The organism is Viridibacillus sp. FSL E2-0187, assembly GCF_038006425.1.
GTDB classification, from domain to species: Bacteria; Bacillota; Bacilli; order Bacillales_A; family Planococcaceae; genus Viridibacillus; species Viridibacillus arvi.
On the sequence record NZ_JBBOVG010000001.1, the window covers coordinates 1,120,904 to 1,140,143 of the forward strand.

The window sequence follows — 19,240 nt, forward strand, 5'->3', positions numbered from 1 at the left end:
ATTATTCTATTAGAGAGAAAGTTTCTAAATATAAAAATGAATAGTTATTATTTTTTGAAGGAGATTGTTTCAAGTGACAAATTAACGGATATTGTAGGCTTTTCTCATTCTCTAGTTCCTAAAAAGCAACTACATCAGTTTGAAACACTTCATATCGATTTAACGAAAAAAGAAAATGAATTATTTCAAGATTTACATCGTACTAATAGAAAGCAAATTAAAAAAGGAGCAGGCCATCATTTTCATATAGAAGTTCTTGAAAAACCTTCAATTTCAGATATTCGAGCATTTCAAGAATTTTATAATCAGTTTGCGACTTTTGCAAATACGTACACTTGTAACTCCTTTCATGTAAATACGATGAGTATGTTAAAAGACAAGAATGGACTTGTAATTACGAAAGTTTTGAATGAGGAAAATGAAGTGCTTTGTTATCGAGTGTATATCTCTGACGGTAATATAGCTTGTTGTTTATATTCTGCCTCTCATTTTCGCATGAAAGAAAAGACTGAAGAAAAAAGATTATTAAGCGAAGCGAATAGATTTTTGATTTGGAGAAATATACTATATTTCAAATCAAAAAAACATACAATTTTTGATATGGGTGGACTTACAACGAATCCAAATATTCGTAGTTTCAAAATGGAATTTGGTGGGGAAATAGCTTATGTTTATTCCGGCTATGAAGCAAATTCAAAATTGGGTCAGTTAATACTTTGGTTACGTGCAAAAAAAATGAGGAAAGGATGAAGAACTGGGGGCTCTTATTATTTCATTAGATTTTGAGTTGAATTGGGGAGTTCATGATGTTTTTTCTATTGAAAATTATGGGGAAAATATTTTAGGTGCTCGCATAGCAATTCCTAAAATACTACAGTTATTTCATAAGTATGACATTCATGCTACGTGGGCTATAGTAGGAATGCTGCATTGCAAAAATAAAAAAGAACTTTTAACTTGCTTGGAAAGTATAGAAGTTCCATATGAAAATGAAGCTTTATCAGCAAAACATAACCTACCTAATGTCGGTGAAGATGAGCAAGCGGATTTATATCATTATGGAAATTCACTTATTAAGATGATCAAAGAAATACCAAACCAAGAGATTGGTTCACATACTTTCACACATTACTATTGTCTAGAAGAAGGGCAGCAAATCGAGCATTTTGAAAAGGATTTGCAGGCAGTGAATAATTTGAATGAAGGAATTTCATCGTTAGTATTTCCGAGAAATCAAGTTAATATAGAGTATTTAAAGCTATGTCATGAATATGGCATAACTGCTTATCGAGGGAATGAAAAAAGTTGGATATATGGCCCATACATTAAAGAAATGAATACAACTATAAAGCGAATGCTTCGATTGGCTGATAATTATATTAATATTACAGGTCATCATAGCTATAAGTTGGAAAAAGTAAGTACGAACCCGATAATTAATGTGCCATCTAGCCGTTTTTTAAGACCATATAGCAGTAAATTGAGCATATTAGAGAGACTTCGGTTACAACGCATTAAAAATAGCTTAACTGAGGCTGCTAAAAACAATAAGTATTATCATTTATGGTGGCATCCACATAATTTTGGAAAGAACACCGAAAAAAATCTTCAATTTCTTGAGGAAATATTAGATCATGTAGAATATTTAAAGGGGAAATATCATTTCCAAAGCATGCATATGAGAGAGATGGTTAATTTGATAAATTCGAATAAGGCAAATTAAAAGTCCGTAGAGAATAGGCAATTTCTCTTCGGACTTTTTTTTATTCAGCACAATCTGTAGCCTAATGAGCAGCTGTTTGATGATTAACGACTTCGAGCTTTCTTTCAATTGCTTCTTACATGTCAGTATCTACAAATTTTTATTTATCTATTTTTAACCCAACCATTATATGGAGCTTACTGATTGTGTAATTGACTTTGTTGTTAGTTGATAATAAATTATCCATTTACATTAAATTTATTTATTGACATTAATTTCATGTTGTTATATAGTTAGTTACACAAGTAACTAACCAACTAACTAAATTCAACTCACAAGAGGGGGAGATACTTTGAAATTAGATGTAAATAGTGAAGTACCAATTTTTCAACAAGTAGCAGAGATTATTTCAAATGAAATATTGAATAACAATATACTGGAGGGGCAGCAAGTACCTTCCACAAATGAAATTGCGGAATTTTATCAGATAAACCCAGCGACCGCGAGGAAAGGGTTAAATATACTAGTTGAGGATGAGATTTTATATAAGCGAAGGGGAATAGGTATGTTTGTAAAAGAAGGAGCTACCAGCAAAATTTTACAACAACGGAAGAATGAATTTACCCATGTTTTTTTAAAGCCATTATTAGAAGAAGCGAGACGTCTAGGGATTTCGGTTGATGAGGTAAAGAAACTTATTGATAACCAGGGGGTATGAACATGACTGTTATTCAAATGAAAAATGTCTCTAAGAAAATAAAAAATCACACGATTTTAGATAATTTAAATTTTGATTTCGAAGAAAATCAAATTGTTGGATTTTTAGGTAAAAATGGTTCTGGCAAAACATCACTTATGAAAATCATCGCTGGAGAGTGGTCGTCGACTTCAGGGCAAGTATATGTAAATGATCAAAAACCGTTTAATAACCAAAAAGTATTAGCGAAGGTATGTTTTATTCAAGAAGGTAATAACTTCCCTGTTGATATAAAAATTTCTCAGTTACTTAAGTTATGTAGGAATTTTTATCCGAACTGGAATCAGGAAGTGGCTGACTCTCTTTTAGAACTATTCGATTTAGATCGTACGAAGAAAATTAAGGAACTTTCAAAAGGGATGGAATCCGCAGTTGGCGTGATGGTAGGTATTTCAAGTCGATGTGAAATAACTATTTTCGATGAGCCTTACATCGGTATGGATGCGAATGCACGAAAGAAATTTTATCAATATCTTCTTAATGATTATATAGAGGTACCGCGCACAATTATTTTCTCTACGCACTTAATTGACGAAGTAAGTTCCTTATTTCAAAAAGTATACGTTATTAATAAAGGCAGACTACTTTTAGATATCCAAACGGATGAGCTGAAAGAGAAAGTTTATGCGATTACAGGTCCGACTAAAGAAATCGAGGAAATAAAAAATAAATTCACCATTTTGGAAGAAAAGCATTTTATGGGGAATGGAGAAATTATTGTCTTCGATCAATCGGAAAAAGAACATGTAATGCCAGAAAACTGTAAGAGAAATGCGTTGAATATGCAGGACATTATTGTTCATGTAACTGAGAAAGGGGAACAAATACTATGAATCGGATACTTTCAGCTAAAAGTATATTGGAAGTAAGAAACATAAAAACACAAAGTATCTTCTGGGGATTCTTATTATTATTTCTAACACTTAGTCTTGTTCTTACAGTAACTGTAAATGATTTTACAACACAATTTACAAACAGTGTGGCAATTTACATTTTTATGGCAATCTCTAGCTATGTATTAATAGGTAAAAATTTTAATTATTGTATCCATTTTGGTTTAACACGGGGCGAGTTTATGACAGCAAGTATTTTGAGTCGTGTTCAAAATGTTATTGTGATGGCGCTTATTAACATCATCATTTTAGTCTCTGTAAATCAAATATTAACTTCGTTTAGCATCGAACACTTTAATATCTTTAGTTGGAGTAGCGTTTTTACGAATCACTCATTAATTGTTACTAATATGTGGGTCGATTTCTGTGTAGGAATTTTAGTTAGTAGCGCAGCAATGCTGAGTGGAGCATTGTATTACAAATGGGGATTAGTAGGGCCAATTAGTGTCATAGTGGTATTGATTTTAGCAACCTCATTACCTTTTATTCGCAGCAACTTGTTTGATTTCTTCGAAAGAGTATATAGCGAGCAAGCTCTTGCTTCTTTTGGCTGGTTATTGATTGTTTCCATCGTTTTATGGGCATGTACGTATTTATTATTGAATAGAGTAGATTTAAAAAGAGAATAGTTGATTACTAAATGTATAAGAAATGAAAAACAAATATAGTAAATGTTGAATTAAGGAAATCTAGAAGGTTCGTCTTAGAAGCGTATACTCAGGCAATCTACTATCATAAGATGAATGGATTTAGGAAATTTAGCCGAGAAGGGAATACCTATATGAATAAAAAAATCGTCTTTAAAATTGTTGGTTTGGAATTGCTTTTAATGTTCTTCTATACGGTAAATGGCGCCTTTGTAACCATTACCGAACCCACTAGTCCATATTTACAATTTGTTATGCTGGTTCCATTAGCAATCATTCTTTTCCTATATATAGCTTTCAAAAAGAAATGGCGTCAATACTTCTTTGTGAAAGTTCATCTTAATAAAGAAAGTCTACTGCTATATGTTCCACTTATTCTCGTATTGTGTATCATTCTATTTAGCACCAACGGTTTAAATTTTGAATCTGTTCCTAACCTAATTGCTATGTTCCTTATGCAGTTATTAATCGTCGCTTTTATCGAAGAAACGGTTTTTAGAGGAATGATGTTGCGAATTTTATCTGCAAAAGGTACTTTTATAGCGGTATGGATTTCAAGTATTCTTTTCGGTGTGACACACTCACTACAGTTATTAGGTGGTCAATCAGTTGAAGATACGATTATTCAAATTTTGTATGCCCTTGTTGTAGGATTAGTGTTAGCATTGCTTGTAATGGATGGGCAGTCGATTATCATTACGATGTTGTTCCACGGCTTAAATAACTTTTTTAACTTTATGGGAAATGTCGAAAGCTCTATCACATCAGCATATATCATCTTTTTCATATTATTAGTATATTCAATTTTCCTATGGATACGAGTAAAGAACAAGGGAAAAACATATTCTTCAGTTCCTTTAGGATATTTAACCAAATAAATGAAATGCCAAGACTACAATGTGTAGCTCTTGGCATTTTTATTTGAAGCGTTTTATAATAACGATGGTCATCAAAATCAAAATAATAATTCCAGCAGCGAAAGGGAAAAAGAGCTTGTTCTGTAACGTGTTGAGTACAGTGGACTGTTGTTCATGCCTCATTAACGCCTTCAAAAACTGGTCATCCTTTACTTGAACAGCAATTGCTTGCTTTGTACTGATACCTTTAATAGAGAAGTACTTTGTTCCTTTTTTATAAGTATTCGAAAAGTTCCCACCAAGCGATTCCATATCTGAATAACTCGTGACATGACCAATTTCTTTCTCTATTTCAGTGACAAGTTCATTCGTTACTTCATAAACGTAGCCATCCCAAGTAACGAGTGAATATGCCCATTTAGTAGCAGAAGAATGATTAGGTAAGGTCATAAAACAAATGAAAATCAAGAAAGCAATAATCTGTTTGGATTTCAAAAAAATTCCTCCTTCAAGGATTTTTCCTAGTTTAACATAATATAATGTGAAAATTAGTACAAAATGAAGAAAACTTGGTTATATTTTTAATAAGAATTAAGAGATAAGGGGGCTTTAAAATGGGAAGATCCAAAGATTTAGTAATGCGGGAAATTCCTCAATCCGAGATTGGTCAGTCGATTGAATTATTAAACTATGTGTTTCAAATTTCCTTATCTATTAATAAGGATCGATTATTTGTAAATGCGAAAAGTAAACAGTTCGATGAGGGACTAGCACTTGGTTGGTTTGACCGAGAGCAACTTGTCGCACAAGTATTAAATTTGCCGTTTCAAGTGAATATTCATGGAACAATTTATGATATGAGTGGCATGACAGCAGTTGGTACTTATCCGGAATACTCAAGCCATGGTTTGATGCATACACTAATGGTTGAGAGCATGAAAAGGATGCGTAAAGAAGGGCGTTATATAGCCTACCTATTCCCTTATTCAATTCCTTATTATCGTAAAAAGGGATTTGAAATTATGAGCGACATCCTAGAATATCAAGTGAAAGATACTCAACTACCTTTTTATAGAAATATTCCTGGGCAAGTTAGACGTATGAAGGATGACTTTTCAGATCTACGTGATGTATACAACAGGTATGCTCGGAATACGCATGGTGCGATGAAACGAAATGCTATAGCTTGGAATGAGAAATTTCAAGAATCGTATTGGGAAGAGAAGTTTGAAGGTAGCGATACGAAATTACAAGCTGCCGTGTATTATGATGATGACGGTTTAGCGCTTGGCTATATGTTCTATCGCATTATGGAAGAGGATTTTTATATTGATGAGCTTGTATATTTGAAGGAAGTTGCTCGTAAAGCATTATGGAACTTTGTACACGCCCATCGCTCGATGATTTACCATGTCTATGGCAAAACTTCTGGCAATGATGCGATAGCTTTCTTAATGGAAGATAGTGAAATCAAGCAAAATGTCTCCCCGTACTTCATGGCAAGAATTATTGATGTCCAAAAGTTTCTTGAGCCTTTTCCTTTTGCAAGATCGAACTTCCACATTCGATTAGCTTTAACGGACACCCTCCTAGAATGGAATCATGGAACCTTTGAAATTACTGTTCAATCAGGAGAAGTAACGGTCGAAAAGGTAAGTAATGAGCTTGAGTCAAATACTGTACAAATGACGATTCAAACGTTTGTCACGATGTTCTTAGGGTATAAGCGTCCAACGTATTTGCATAGTATAGAAAGATTAAAAGGTGATACTGCATCTGTTACCTTACTTGAAGCGATTTTACCAAATGTGGTACCAAGTTTTATCGATTATTTCTAGTAACTTAGAATAGACAATATAAGCTAAATTTTGTATAGTGAATATAACTAAAAAACGAAAGGGTGACCCAATTACATGAAGTACTAATCCTATTTTTTCGAACGCTAAGAATGAATCGTATTTTAAATCAGATGAAATACTCTGTTTTTTTCAAAATGCCTTCATTCCAGTGTTTTCAGAATAGGATTGTTATTCATGTGTTGGACAATAAAGAGAAGTCTCTTTTTGCTGTGCACCCATGCCTCCTATTCTGATTGTAATAGGGGGCATTTTTTTTGCCCCGATACATGAGGGGAGATATTTTTTATGATGTTATTAGAAGCAAATGGACTGCAGTATTCAATTAAGGATAGAGAAGTTTTTAATATAGAAAAATTACAAATAAATGACCATGACCGCATTGGTTTAATCGGTAAAAATGGTTCTGGAAAAACGACATTGCTTGAAGTGTTAGCGGGATTGAAAGAACCCGAAAGCGGATATGTGAAAGCCTATAGTCCGTTAGAACTTGTACCACAGTTAAAGGAATCGACATCCGCAAAGAGTGGTGGGGAAGTCACAAAGGCATATATACAAGGCGCACTAACAAAGAGTGCCCGTCTATTAATAACTGATGAACCAACAACTCATTTAGACACGCATCATGTGGAATGGCTTGAAGGAGAATTATTAAGAAGAGGTGGCGCATTACTTAGCGTATCCCATGACCGTGCATTTTTAGATGCGGTTTGCACGAAAATTTGGGAGCTCGAAGACGGCGGATTAAAAGAATATAGAGGGAATTATTCTGACTATACTGAGCAAAAGAAAATTGAGAAAAAACAGCAAGAAGCTTCCTACGAAAAGTATACAACTAGGAAAAAACAGTTAGAGGAAGCCTTAGTTTTAAAAGAAAAGAAAGCAGCGAGAGCAGCAAAAGTACCAAAATCAGTGAGTAAATTGGAAGCATCCAAAACAAAACCGTATTTTGCGAAAAAACAAAAGAAATTACAAAAAACAGCGAAAGCAATAGAGACGAGATTAGAGCAATTAGAAAAAGTGGAGAAAGTAAAAAATCCAGTTGCGATAAAAATGGATTTACCAAACGCTGAAACAGTGAAGGGGAAAATCATAATAAGAGTTGAAGATGTTGAAGGTCGTGTAGGAGACAGATTACTTTGGCAAAAAAGCAGTTTTCAAATACGCGGAGGAGAAAAGGTTGCTATTACCGGTAATAATGGTAGTGGGAAAACGACTTTGTTAAAGAAAATTGTTGATCAAGAAAAAGGTATTACCATTTCACCTGCAGTGAAAGTCGGTTATTTTAGTCAAAACTTGAACGTGTTAAATGTTGAAAAAACTATTTTAGAAAATGTCAGCGAACTATCAATACAAGATGAGACATTTATTAGAACCGTATTGGCAAGACTTCATTTTTATAGAGATGATGTATATAAAAAAGTAGGGGTACTCAGTGGCGGTGAGCGTGTAAAAGTAGCGCTTGCTAAAATTTTCGTTAGCGATGTAAATACGTTGATATTAGATGAACCGACTAATTTCCTAGATATAGATGCAGTCGAAGCATTTGAATCGCTCTTAAAAGAATACGAAGGAACAATCATTTTCGTATCTCATGATCGACGTTTTGTAGAAAATATTTCAACGAGACAGTTGAAAATTGAAAAGGGAAAACTTCAATTATTTGAAGGGCCTTTAAAAGAAAGAGTGCAAACAAAGAAAACGAAAGCACCTGATAACAAGGAAAATGAATTATTAATCTTAAATTTAAAGATATCTGAAGTGTTAGGGCGACTTAGTATAGAACCTACAAAGGAACTTGAAAGTGAATTTCAACGACTAATTAAAGAAAAACGTAAGTTATAATAGTAGAACCTCAAAAAGGGTGAAAGTTTTTCTTTTTGAGGTTTTTATTTTTAATTTCTAATTAAGGTTGATTTTGGATTTTACCTGTCATAAAATACTTACATATGAAAAATATAAATAACGGTGATGAATTACTAAAGTTTTTGGAAGCTTTGTCTAACCCGCATCGATTGAAAATTATCGCTGTACTTTCAGAAGAAAAGCAATACGTTAGCCAGCTAGCAAGAGATTTAGGCATTAGTAGGCCTCTACTGTACTTACATTTACAAAAGTTAGAGGAAGTAGGCTTAATTGCAAGTTATATGGAGATCTCTGAAAATGGTAAGGCAATGAAGTTTTACGAACTAATACCTTTCCAGTTAGACATTAACGAGCAAATGATTAAGTCAGTAGTACCTACACTTACATTTAAAAATAAAAAGGAAAAAGGGGAATGATGAAATGAGTATGGTTTTTGACACTGGATTAGGAGAATCCATTTTTTTGATATTTAATTTTCTATCAGTATTTATGCCAATATTAATAGCGATTATTGTAATGATGTTCGTCATCTATACAATCAAAAAGTACAACAGACGTGCCGATGAGAGGCTACAAATAGAACGTGAAAATCTACAAGTTCAACAAAAAATGATAACAGAAATGAATGAGCGCATTATTAATATTGAAAAAATGTTAAAAGAGGTTGAATAAATAAAAAATGGATATACTAAGATTGAAAGAACTTAAGATGATCCAAAATATTCGCAAAAGTTTTCAAATTAGGCGTCATTAAATAGAAGGGTAAGATCTTCATTTCAAATAAATTAAATATTGTGAAAATATTTATAGAAAATACATTTTTTAAATTATTTTCTAAATATTATCATATTTTGAATTTGAATGAAAAGCCCTATTTGACAAGGTTTTTGAGCTATTTGAAAGAAAAAGTGTAATGTGGAATTCTGTTCTTTTGTTTTTTATTCGTTACAACACTTGCATATCTCGTAAGTGCATGGTATTATGAAGTTAGTTATTTTTGTTCGGTGCAAAGGGCAGTATAAGTTTGACTTGTCGTCTGGACCATCACTTTGGACAAGGATAGTAATACAATGTGTGGATATCACACTAGGAGGCAACAATAATGGAACAAGGTACAGTAAAATGGTTTAACGCAGAAAAAGGATTTGGATTTATCGAACGCGAAAACGGAGATGACGTATTCGTACACTTCTCAGCAATCCAAAGTGAAGGATTCAAATCTTTAGACGAAGGTCAAAAAGTTACTTTTGACGTTGAGCAAGGCGCACGTGGCGCTCAAGCTGCTAACGTTCAAAAAGCTTAATTTGAACTAGTAGTAGAAAAGCCCGACTCTCTTATGAGAGTCGGGTTTTTTACTGTCTTTTTTATTTTCCATAGTGTGGCGAACAATGGTGCATTTACTAGATAGTATATAAACTGATATTACGATGATTAGAGTATGTCTAATTGCTTCAACTCGTTTAGGTATAATACTTCGGGGAAAAGTGAACCATATGGTTAACTCAATATAGTGATCCATCATATTCTTTTAATTTCAAATTGAAAAAATTAATTATGAAGGTGGTGAAAAAATGAAGGAATTTTACGCAGATTTACATATTCATATTGGTCGTACCAAAAGTGGTAGACCTGTAAAAATTACTGGTAGTAAAAGATTAACTTTACGACGTATTTTAGAAGCTGCTAGTGAACGAAAGGGTATCGATCTAATAGGTATTATAGATTGCCAATCTCCAGAGGTTATTGAAGAAATTGAAGAAATGATACAAGAGGAAGAGATGACGGAGATTGCTGATGGAGGATTACAGTTCGGACAATCTACCTTGATACTTGGTTCTGAAATTGAGATTTACGATGAGCATTGCCGTGGCCCAATTCATGTCCTTGCTTATTTTCCAACTATTGAAATTATGAAAACTTTTTCGATGTGGATGAGTGGCTATGTAAAGAATATCAATTTAAGTTCTCAACGAGTTTATTGTGATGGTATAACACTTCAACAGAAAGTCCGTTCACTTGGAGGTTTATTTATTCCTGCTCATGTGTTTACTCCTTTTAAAAGCTTATACGGTAAAGGTGTATTATCTAGTTTAAGGGAGGTGTTTGATCCATCTATGATAGACGGCATTGAGCTTGGATTAAGCTCCGATACGTATATGGTGAGAGGGATAAAAGAGTTAGAGCAATATACCTTCTTGACGAATTCAGATGCCCATTCTGTCGGCAAAATTGCAAGAGAATATCAAAAAATGAGACTTGAACATGCAAGTTTTACTGAATTACAAAAAGCGCTTCAAGAAAAAGACGGACGAGCTGTAATCGCTAATTATGGTTTAAATCCTTTGCTAGGTAAATACCATCAAACAGTTTGTGGTGGCTGTGCTGCAAAAGTGGATGAGGGTTTATCTGAATGCCCAATATGTCACAAACGTAATATCATTAAAGGAGTAGCCACTAGAATAAAAGAGCTTTCTGAAAGTGAAGAGAGCGAGCGACCTAGACCGCCTTATATTCATCAAGTTCCGCTAGATTTCATACCAGGACTCGGACCGAAATCACTAGACCGCTTACTTCTTGCAGTTGGGACAGAAATGAATATTTTGCATAAAGCAACTTATAAAGAATTAGCAGCAGTGGTACCAGAAAAATTAGTTCGATATATTGATCAATCCCGCAAAGGGAAGTTGTTAATAGAAGTTGGTGGTGGAGGTAAGTATGGCAAGGTACAAAAAGAAGAGTCTTAAGGATTTTCAGTGTGAAAGCTTTCGTCGAATGGATCAACCATTTGCCGAAAGCTTTTTTGTTTATTTTACAGCGTTACTTTGACTGATGAGATGTTGATATTCTTCATCGATTAGCGCAATGTCCAATCGCTCAAACAATGGTTCTACATATTGAATGGATGTTGGTAATTCCACTAATTCATGCCACGAAACATCAGAAATTCCAAGCATGTCACGAATTTTCTTTGTCGAGAACGGAATAAAGGGTTCTAGTAATTGTGATAAATTTGAAATGATATAGACGCATGTTGCAAGAGTGTTCGCACAACCAACTTCATCATCTTTTACTTGTAGCCATGGTTGTTGCTCGTCAAAGTATTTATTGGCTGAACGGATGTAAGAAAAGATTTCTTCAAGTGGTGCTTTAAAATGCCCTTGTTCAATCGCTATAGCTACTTCATCATAGAGTTTTTGCGTTTGAAGTTTGATTGAAGTATTTAATATGCCATTAGGAATTTGTTTATCGAATGATTTTTCGATAAATTTTAATGTCCTATTAACGAAATTTCCGTATGCACCTAAGAGCTCGCTATTATGACTATAAATAAACTCACGCCAAGAAAAGTCTGTGTCGCGATTTTCTGGTGCATTGATCGTCAAGAAATATCGAATTGTATCTGCATCGTATTTTTCAATAATATAGGGTACCCATACTGCCCAGTTTAAACTAGTGGAGAGTTTCCGTTTCTCTAGTGTTAAGTATTCATTTGAAACAATATGTGTAGGTAGGGCAGGGCTATTTAGACCCGTTAAAATAGCAGGCCAAATGATTGTATGGAAAGGGATATTATCTTTTCCATGTACGTAATAAGAGATTGTGTCGCTATTCCAGAAATCTTGAACGTTTTTCTGATGCTGTTGGGCCCATTCTAATGTAGCAGTGTAATACCCTGATACAGCTTCAATCCAAACATATATTTTCTTACCGTCAAAACCGTCTACTGGTACATCGATGCCGTTTGGTAAATCTCTCGTAACGGCTCTATCAGGTATGCCTTCTGCTAAGTAACGTTCGGATAAATCGATTGCATTTTGGCGCCATGCTTTTTGTTTCTTTGCATTTTGTACATAGTGTTCTAATGCGTTTTGCATCTTACTTAGTGCAAAGTAAAAATGCTCAGTTTCTTTCACAGTAGGGTGATTGCCACATATTTTACATCGCCGATCAATTAAATCGAGAGGATCTAATATTGTTGAGCAATGATCACATTGATCCCCGCGTGCCTTACTACCGCATACTGGACATATACCTTCGACAAAACGGTCTGGCAAAAACTGCTTGTCATGTTCACAATACGTTTGTTCAATTGTTTTTTTATATAAAAAGCCGTTATCTAGTAGCTCCAAGAAGATATTCTTAACAGTTTGATGATGGTGTTCAGCATCCGTACGTGTATATAAATCGTAAGTAAAACCTAGTTTGTTAAAACAAGCTGTAAATTCTTCGTGATATCGATCTGCAATCTCCTTTACAGTAACACCTTCTTGATTTGCTCTGATAGAAATAGGCGTTCCGTTACAGTCGCTACCGGATACATAAAGAACATTTTCTTTCTTTAATCGATAATATCTAGCTAAAATATCTCCTGGTAATAATGCAGCAATATGTCCTAAATGTAATGATCCGTTCGCATACGGCCAAGCTCCGCCAATAACAATACTCATTTAAAAAAATCCCTCCTAAAATAAAAAACCTCGCCCTAATCAAAATTAATTGATCAGGACGAGGATATATACCCGTGTTACCACCTTCATTTACAAATAGCTTGCACCATTTGCCTTCATCAGTACGCCAATAAGGGATACTGTTGCTGTTATAACGAGTGCCTTTCTCGTCGTAGCCTACTAAATAAATCGTTCGGTACGAAGCTCAGAGGTCATTTTCAAATAGTTAAGTTCACTTCATTTCCACCAACAGAAGCTCTCTAGACAACTTAATATATTTTACTTTTCCTCATCAACGCGTGTTTCTATATGTTGAAAAGAAGTATAAAACAATATTCTTGGAAAAGCAAGTATATTTCGAATAAAATCAGCTGATGAATGAGGGCGCATCAAATAATATGTTATAATTATCTAATTTACAAAATTGGAGGAAGACTATGCAAGCTGTTAAAAAAATTTTACTGTTTTTAAAACCGTATAAATGGTTGGCCATTTTAGGGCCGTTATTGATGGTAGTTGAAGTAACGATGGACTTAATTCAACCGACTATTATGCAACATATTATCGATACAGGTATTGCTAATCAAGATCATACATATGTAGTGAAAATGGGCATTCTAATGATTGTCAGTGCATTAGTCGGGCTTGTTGGTGGAGTAGGTTGTTCCATCTTTAGTGCTAAGACAGCTGTCCATTTTGCAACGGATATTAGAAAGGATTTATATGATACAATTACTTATTTTTCGAGTAGTAATAGAGACTCATTTGGGACTGGTAAGCTTATTACGATAATGACAAGTGACGTAGAGGCCCTACAACGTGCTTTAATGATGACTTTGAAAATTTTTGTACGTGGTCCCTTATTATTTGTCGGAAGTATTGTCATAGTGTTTATGACTGCTAGAGAGCTATTTCCAGTACTACTCGTAGTAGTGCCTGTCTTGATAATCTGTATCTACTTTTTCACGAAGTTATCAGGTGCTATGTTTGGTAAAGTGCAGCAAGCGATAGATGCGGTGAATACGAAATTGCAGGAAAATTTAGCTGGAATCCGTGTGATTAAAGCATTTAATCGAAAACGCCATCAAATTGAACAATTTACGGATGTAAATGATCAATTAACAAAGCGAACAATTACTGCGGACCAAGTCGTAGCAGTTTTGATGCCTTTGACGATGTTTGTCATTAATATGGGGATCATAGCGGCGCTCTGGTTTGGTGCGATAAAGGTTGATAATGGCACACTACAAGTTGGTGTTATTTTAGCTTTTATCAACTATTTAACGATTATTATGAATGGTCTAATTTCAAGTAGTATGGTGTTAATGCAAATTGCTCGCGCTTTCCCTTCTGCAAATCGAGTACACCAAATACTTGCAACACCAATTGACGTTCAAAATGCGGCCGATCCTATTAAGTTAGAAGAAGTCAATGGAGCAGTTACGTTTGAAAATGTCAGTTTTAGCTATAGTAAAAATGGTGAGCAAGTGTTGAAAAATATTTCATTTACTGCACACTCAGGAGATTTTATAGGCATTATTGGTACAACAGGAAGTGGGAAGTCAACACTTGTGAAAATGATTCCAAGACTTTTTGATGTAGATGAAGGACAAATCTTCATAGATGATATTCCGCTAAAGCAATATGATTTAGAAACGCTTAGAGAAAATATCGGATTTACACCACAAAAAGCAACGCTGTTTTCGGGATCAATAAAAGAAAATTTACAATATGGAAATCAAAAAAGTTTGGAAAAAGATATGTATAAAGCACTTGATGCTGCCAGTGCAATGGAGTTTGTTGAGAAATTAAAAGAAGATTTACAGCACAATTTAACTCAAGGTGCAACGAACTTATCAGGTGGCCAAAGACAGCGGCTTGCTTTAGCAAGAGCACTTATCAGAAAACCATCCATCCTTATATTAGATGATACTACTTCTGCGGTAGATAGTATTTCAGAAAAGAATATACAGCAAGCTATTGCAACAGATTATCAAAACACGACAACTTTTATCGTGGCTTCTAAAATTTCCTCTATAATGAATGCCGATAAGATTTTAGTAATGGAAGACGGAGCGATTGTTGGTATGGGAACTCATGAAGAATTGCTTGAAAATAATACAATCTACCAAGAAATCTACGATACCCAAGTAGAAAAAGGAGGGGTGTTAAGTGAGTAAAGAACAGCCTAACCAACCCCGTAATGGATTAGAACGTGGACCACATTTTCGTGGACCTGTTGTGAAACCGAAAAATCAAAAACAAACGTTAAAGCGAATTTGGGATTATGTGAAACAGCAACGATTGCAACTCATTGGGGCAATTTTCCTCGTTATATTAACAACTGTTTTAAGCTTAGCAGGGCCTCTTCTAATCGGAATAATAGTGGATGATTATATTATTCCAAAAGATTTAAGTGGCACTGCTCAAATGTTATTTGTTTTGGCAGGTGTATATGTACTAACGTCAATTTTCACTTGGCTTCAAACGTATGTCATGATCAATGCAGCATTAAAAACAATTCAAAAGTTAAGATTAGATTTATTTGAAAAGTTGCATTCGCTATCACTACGTTTCTTTGATAAAAGGTCACAAGGGGATTTAATGAGTCGCGTAACAAATGACATTGATAATTTAAATGTTGCGTTGAGCCAAAGTGTCGTTCAAATTGTCTCATCAATTTTAACATTGATTGGTACGAGCGTTGCAATGTTCATACTAAGCTGGCAGTTAGCAGTGGTCACTTTAACCATTATTCCGCTAATCGTATTTGTATCGAAACAAATTATTAAAAGGAGTAGTGTTAACTATTCTGAGAGACAACGGGATCTAGGAACATTAAACGGCTATATCGAAGAGACTATAACTGGCTCTGAAGTAATTACTTTGTTTGGTCAAGAAAAAATGACGACGACACATTTTGCAAAGGTCAATGAAAGTTTGAGAACATCCGCTATGAAAGCTGAAATTACTTCTGGCTTTCTTGGACCCATTAATAACTTTATGAACAATCTTGGTTTAGGGTTAGTGATTGGGACAGGGGCACTGATGGCGGTAAGTGGTCATACGTCAATAGGCGTTATAGCTGCATTTGTAACGTATACACGTCAATTTTTCCGTCCAATTAATCAGTTATCCAATTTGTTGAATACATTTCAATCTGCCATTGCAGGTGCAGAACGAGTGTTTGAGATTATGGATGAAAAACCAGAACGTATTGATGGGCAAAATGCAATCGAAAAAGAACAGCTTAAAGGGGATGTTGCATTCCGAAATGTTACTTTTTCATATGATACAGGCAAGCCAGTCTTAAAGAATATTTCCTTTCAAGCAAAAGCAGGTGAGACAATTGCGCTTGTGGGTCCTACAGGGTCAGGGAAGACAACGATTATTAATTTGTTGACAAGATTTTATGATATTGATCAAGGAGAAATAGTACTTGATAACGAAGATATTCGTTCGTATAAAATTGCCAATGTGCGTGAAAAGGTTGGCGTTGTATTGCAAGATACGTATTTGTTTTCAGGAACAATCATGGAGAACATCCGCTATGGGCGTCTTGATGCATCTGACGATGAAGTCATTCAAGCAGCGAAAGTGGCATATGCGCATTCGTTTATAAAATACTTACCACTTCAATATCAAACGGAAATTAAGTCAGGTGGAACGAATTTAAGTCAAGGTCAGCGCCAACTGCTAGCAATTGCAAGAGCCATTTTAGAAGATGCGGATATTCTAATTCTTGATGAGGCTACTTCTAGTGTAGATACACGTACTGAGGTACAGATTCAAAAAGGCCTGAAGCATTTAATGACTGGCCGAACTAGTTTTGTCATAGCACACCGTTTAAAAACGATAGAAAATGCCGATAAAATACTTGTTATTAGAGACGGAGAAATAATAGAACGTGGCAATCATAAAGAACTCATAGAGCAACAAGGATTTTATTCTGAATTACAAAGGAAATTAGATATTTTACCCACATCATCTTAAATTGAAAAGAAAAGATGATAGTTATAATTACCTATCATCTTTTTTATTTAATGCAGTATTAATTGAGGTTAGGGTATTTTTATTAAAATTTTATCTAAATACAATATTTAACTAAAATATATATTAAAATAGGTTGTGTTTCTTTGTTCAATAGTCTTGGTTATAGCAGTGTGTGGACGATGTTTTGCCCTATTTTTTCATTGGTTTTACTTTCTTTAATTATTTGAATATAGTTTTGCTGTATAATTAGAACTATTAGAAATGGGGTTTGGTTAATATGGATAAGGACCTAAGAAAAATACATCATCTAGAAGATACACCGCTTATTCGTTGGAACAAAAATGAACCTAATGAGTTTTTACAACAATTCGTTACAAAGTTAAAAAGTTTGAATATGATTCTTTCAACAAATACATATGTTAAAGGTACAAATAAAGTGCTGACACGAATTATTGAAGACGCTCAAAATCAGACAATGATTTTACTTATAGGCATGACTGGCGCAGGGAAAACAAGTTTAGTGAATGCACTGCTTAAAAGAACCGTACTATCAACGGTAATGGCGAAAGCAACTGCGATAAATACCATTATTCGATACGGTCAAACAGAAGAAGTGAAGGCTTATTTCCTTGATGGACAAGTAGCGAGTTTTGATCTTGATAAAGTAGAACTATTCACAACATCAGACACCTTTAGTGCCGAAATCTTACGTGAAAACCTGGATTATATTGAAGTTTATGTAAATAATGAATTGCTAAAAAAAATTACACTTATCGATACAACACCGCTAGAGCCGAGTGGTGATGAATCAGCGTATGTAAAGGAATCGATATTAAACCGCGCGGATGATTTGTATTGGATTTTCAACTGTAATTCAAAACCAACACTAGGTGAGTTAAAGCTACTTGAAAAATTTCACCAACGGAATGTAAAACCATTAGCAATAATTAACGCTATTGATATTCATGAAACGGCTTATGAGCAATTTATAGCTGAACAAAAAAAATTACTTTCACCTTATTTCCGTAAAATAATGGGGATCTCTGTTAGAGATGCCGAAGTAGCTGTTGTAACAGATGATGAGGTTAAGTGGAACCAAAGTAACTTTGACTTGTTATTAGAGGAAATTGAGAATTCCCACGATAACCAAACAGATCGCGTATATCTCATCATGGAACGCTTTATCAAATGGCTTAAGAGGTTTCAAACTGAGATGGAGTTAATACCTCAAAGAGAGCCTTATATAACAGCTTATAATCTATTAGTCCAGAGTCAAATAGGAAAACAAAAGACATCTGAAAGAACAGAAATTGAAAATCAAAAGCTTATCTCATATGAAAAGGAATATCGAAAGGCATGCGTAGTTTTTAAAGATGTGCAAACGTTGTATCAATTGCTACAAGTAATTTCGAATAATAAGCATTTTAAAACCTATGACGTCATGGTCTTTGTTGAGTATTCAAACGATTATTTGAAGGCTGTAAGGGAATACCGTAAAATGCTTCAATCGTACAAAAATGAGTCTAATAGAAACGAAGGAAAACAGCGCCATTCAACAGGGAAGGGCCTGTTAAAAACAATGTTCGTCAACGAGCAACAAAGTGGAAAGCAGAGTAAACAAAACGAACCATCTCAAGTTTTACAAGCGACACTCGTGCAACAATACAAGAAAGTTCTCGCTTTAGAAACGCAATTATTTAACGAATATCCAGCAGTATTGAAGAATTTAAATGACATCGCTAACGATCAAATTGAGAGAATTATTAATCGAATTAGTCTGATTGGCACTGAGCGAAAGAAAAAGAAACAACAGTTAATAACCGCAATTAGACAGCTGAATGGCTTTAATAACATTTTGGAGGCAAAAGACTTTGTCGAAACATTTGTGGAGCAGCTCATTGAACAGAAGGATCTCCTAGTGACAAAAAAGGAAAGGTTGTCACTAAGTGAAACTTTAGTAAAGATTAAAAGTATTAAATTATCACATGAAACGTTAATTGCAAGTACACATATCGATGAACAAAATGATGAAATCTCAAAAATACAATCAAGATTATATGAAAAATATCATTTACATCCTCTTCAATTGACAATTGATGATATGAAATCAGAAATTGAAGAACCGCCTATTTATAGCGGTATTAGTGATTAAGCGAGGATACTTACCCCGTAACTGGGTGTAAGTATCTTTTTTTGTAGACATAATTCCATTATGTTACAA

17 protein-coding genes and 1 other annotated feature are annotated in these 19,240 nt (G+C 34.4%); of the genes, 15 read left to right on the forward strand and 2 right to left on the reverse strand.

Translation table 11 applies throughout. From position 1 onward, the window contains the following. Positions 1-54 precede the first annotated feature (54 nt). The 6 genes from MHH85_RS05470 to MHH85_RS05495 all read left to right on the forward strand — a co-directional run bounded on the left by MHH85_RS05470 (position 55) and on the right by MHH85_RS05495 (position 4,877). On the forward strand, positions 55-750 hold the full coding sequence (locus MHH85_RS05470; protein WP_340706195.1) for a hypothetical protein: 696 nt from the start codon (positions 55-57) through the stop codon (positions 748-750). Positions 751-787: 37 nt separating this feature from the next. After that, positions 788-1,723, forward strand: a complete 936-nt coding sequence (locus tag MHH85_RS05475; RefSeq protein WP_340706196.1) for a polysaccharide deacetylase family protein — start codon at positions 788-790, stop codon at positions 1,721-1,723. Between the two features lie 331 nt (positions 1,724-2,054). After that, positions 2,055-2,420: a GntR family transcriptional regulator gene (locus tag MHH85_RS05480; RefSeq protein ID WP_340706197.1), complete on the forward strand. Its 366-nt coding sequence runs from the start codon at positions 2,055-2,057 to the stop codon at positions 2,418-2,420. A gap of 2 nt (positions 2,421-2,422) precedes the next feature. Next, the gene (locus MHH85_RS05485; RefSeq protein ID WP_340706198.1) at positions 2,423-3,292 is read left to right on the forward strand and encodes an ABC transporter ATP-binding protein; all 870 of its coding nucleotides are present in this window, start codon (positions 2,423-2,425) and stop codon (positions 3,290-3,292) included. After that, entirely contained in the window at positions 3,289-3,981 is a 693-nt protein-coding gene (locus tag MHH85_RS05490) for a hypothetical protein (RefSeq protein ID WP_193740286.1), read from the forward strand. The genes MHH85_RS05485 and MHH85_RS05490 overlap by 4 nt, the downstream gene beginning before the upstream one ends. A 152-nt stretch (positions 3,982-4,133) precedes the next feature. Continuing rightward, positions 4,134-4,877: a CPBP family intramembrane glutamic endopeptidase gene (locus MHH85_RS05495; RefSeq protein WP_340706199.1), complete on the forward strand. Its 744-nt coding sequence runs from the start codon at positions 4,134-4,136 to the stop codon at positions 4,875-4,877. Positions 4,878-4,916: 39 nt separating this feature from the next. On the opposite strand, the gene MHH85_RS05500 is transcribed toward MHH85_RS05495, so the two are convergent. Further along, entirely contained in the window at positions 4,917-5,351 is a 435-nt protein-coding gene (locus MHH85_RS05500) for a hypothetical protein (protein ID WP_340706200.1), read from the reverse strand. 119 nt (positions 5,352-5,470) lie between these two features. Here MHH85_RS05500 and MHH85_RS05505 point away from each other — a divergent pair, with 119 nt between their 5' ends. From MHH85_RS05505 to MHH85_RS05530, 6 genes are all read left to right on the forward strand, one after another. Then, positions 5,471-6,694 carry a GNAT family N-acetyltransferase gene (locus MHH85_RS05505; RefSeq protein ID WP_340706201.1) on the forward strand — a complete coding sequence of 408 codons (1,224 nt, stop codon included), beginning with the start codon at positions 5,471-5,473 and terminating at the stop codon, positions 6,692-6,694. 306 nt (positions 6,695-7,000) lie between these two features. Beyond that, positions 7,001-8,557, forward strand: coding sequence for a Vga family ABC-F type ribosomal protection protein (locus MHH85_RS05510; RefSeq protein WP_340706202.1), 1,557 nt, complete (start codon positions 7,001-7,003; stop codon positions 8,555-8,557). 104 nt (positions 8,558-8,661) lie between these two features. After that, positions 8,662-8,994, forward strand: a complete 333-nt coding sequence (locus MHH85_RS05515) for an ArsR/SmtB family transcription factor (RefSeq protein ID WP_193740281.1) — start codon at positions 8,662-8,664, stop codon at positions 8,992-8,994. Between the two features lie 4 nt (positions 8,995-8,998). Continuing rightward, positions 8,999-9,250: a hypothetical protein gene (locus tag MHH85_RS05520; RefSeq protein ID WP_340706203.1), complete on the forward strand. Its 252-nt coding sequence runs from the start codon at positions 8,999-9,001 to the stop codon at positions 9,248-9,250. A 430-nt stretch (positions 9,251-9,680) separates the two neighbouring features. Further along, complete coding sequence (gene cspC / locus MHH85_RS05525) at positions 9,681-9,881, forward strand: cold shock protein CspC (protein ID WP_010331195.1); 201 nt, start codon at positions 9,681-9,683, stop codon at positions 9,879-9,881. A gap of 268 nt (positions 9,882-10,149) precedes the next feature. Continuing rightward, entirely contained in the window at positions 10,150-11,322 is a 1,173-nt protein-coding gene (locus tag MHH85_RS05530; RefSeq protein ID WP_340706204.1) for an endonuclease Q family protein, read from the forward strand. 60 nt (positions 11,323-11,382) lie between these two features. Here MHH85_RS05530 and metG read toward each other — a convergent pair whose 3' ends face one another. After that, complete coding sequence (metG, locus tag MHH85_RS05535) at positions 11,383-13,026, reverse strand: methionine--tRNA ligase (protein WP_340706205.1); 1,644 nt, start codon at positions 13,024-13,026, stop codon at positions 11,383-11,385. A 51-nt stretch (positions 13,027-13,077) separates the two neighbouring features. Next, positions 13,078-13,331, reverse strand: a binding site (T-box leader). Between the two features lie 132 nt (positions 13,332-13,463). On the opposite strand from metG, the gene MHH85_RS05540 reads away from it, so the two are divergent. From MHH85_RS05540 to MHH85_RS05550, 3 genes are all read left to right on the forward strand, one after another. Further along, complete coding sequence (locus tag MHH85_RS05540) at positions 13,464-15,206, forward strand: ABC transporter ATP-binding protein (protein WP_340706206.1); 1,743 nt, start codon at positions 13,464-13,466, stop codon at positions 15,204-15,206. After that, the gene (locus MHH85_RS05545) at positions 15,199-17,019 is read left to right on the forward strand and encodes an ABC transporter ATP-binding protein (RefSeq protein ID WP_193740276.1); all 1,821 of its coding nucleotides are present in this window, start codon (positions 15,199-15,201) and stop codon (positions 17,017-17,019) included. The genes MHH85_RS05540 and MHH85_RS05545 overlap by 8 nt, the downstream gene beginning before the upstream one ends. Before the next feature lie 277 nt (positions 17,020-17,296). Continuing rightward, a complete protein-coding gene (locus MHH85_RS05550; protein ID WP_340706207.1) occupies positions 17,297-19,171 on the forward strand; it encodes a dynamin family protein in 1,875 nt (624 codons plus the stop codon). Positions 19,172-19,240: the final 69 nt, after the last annotated feature.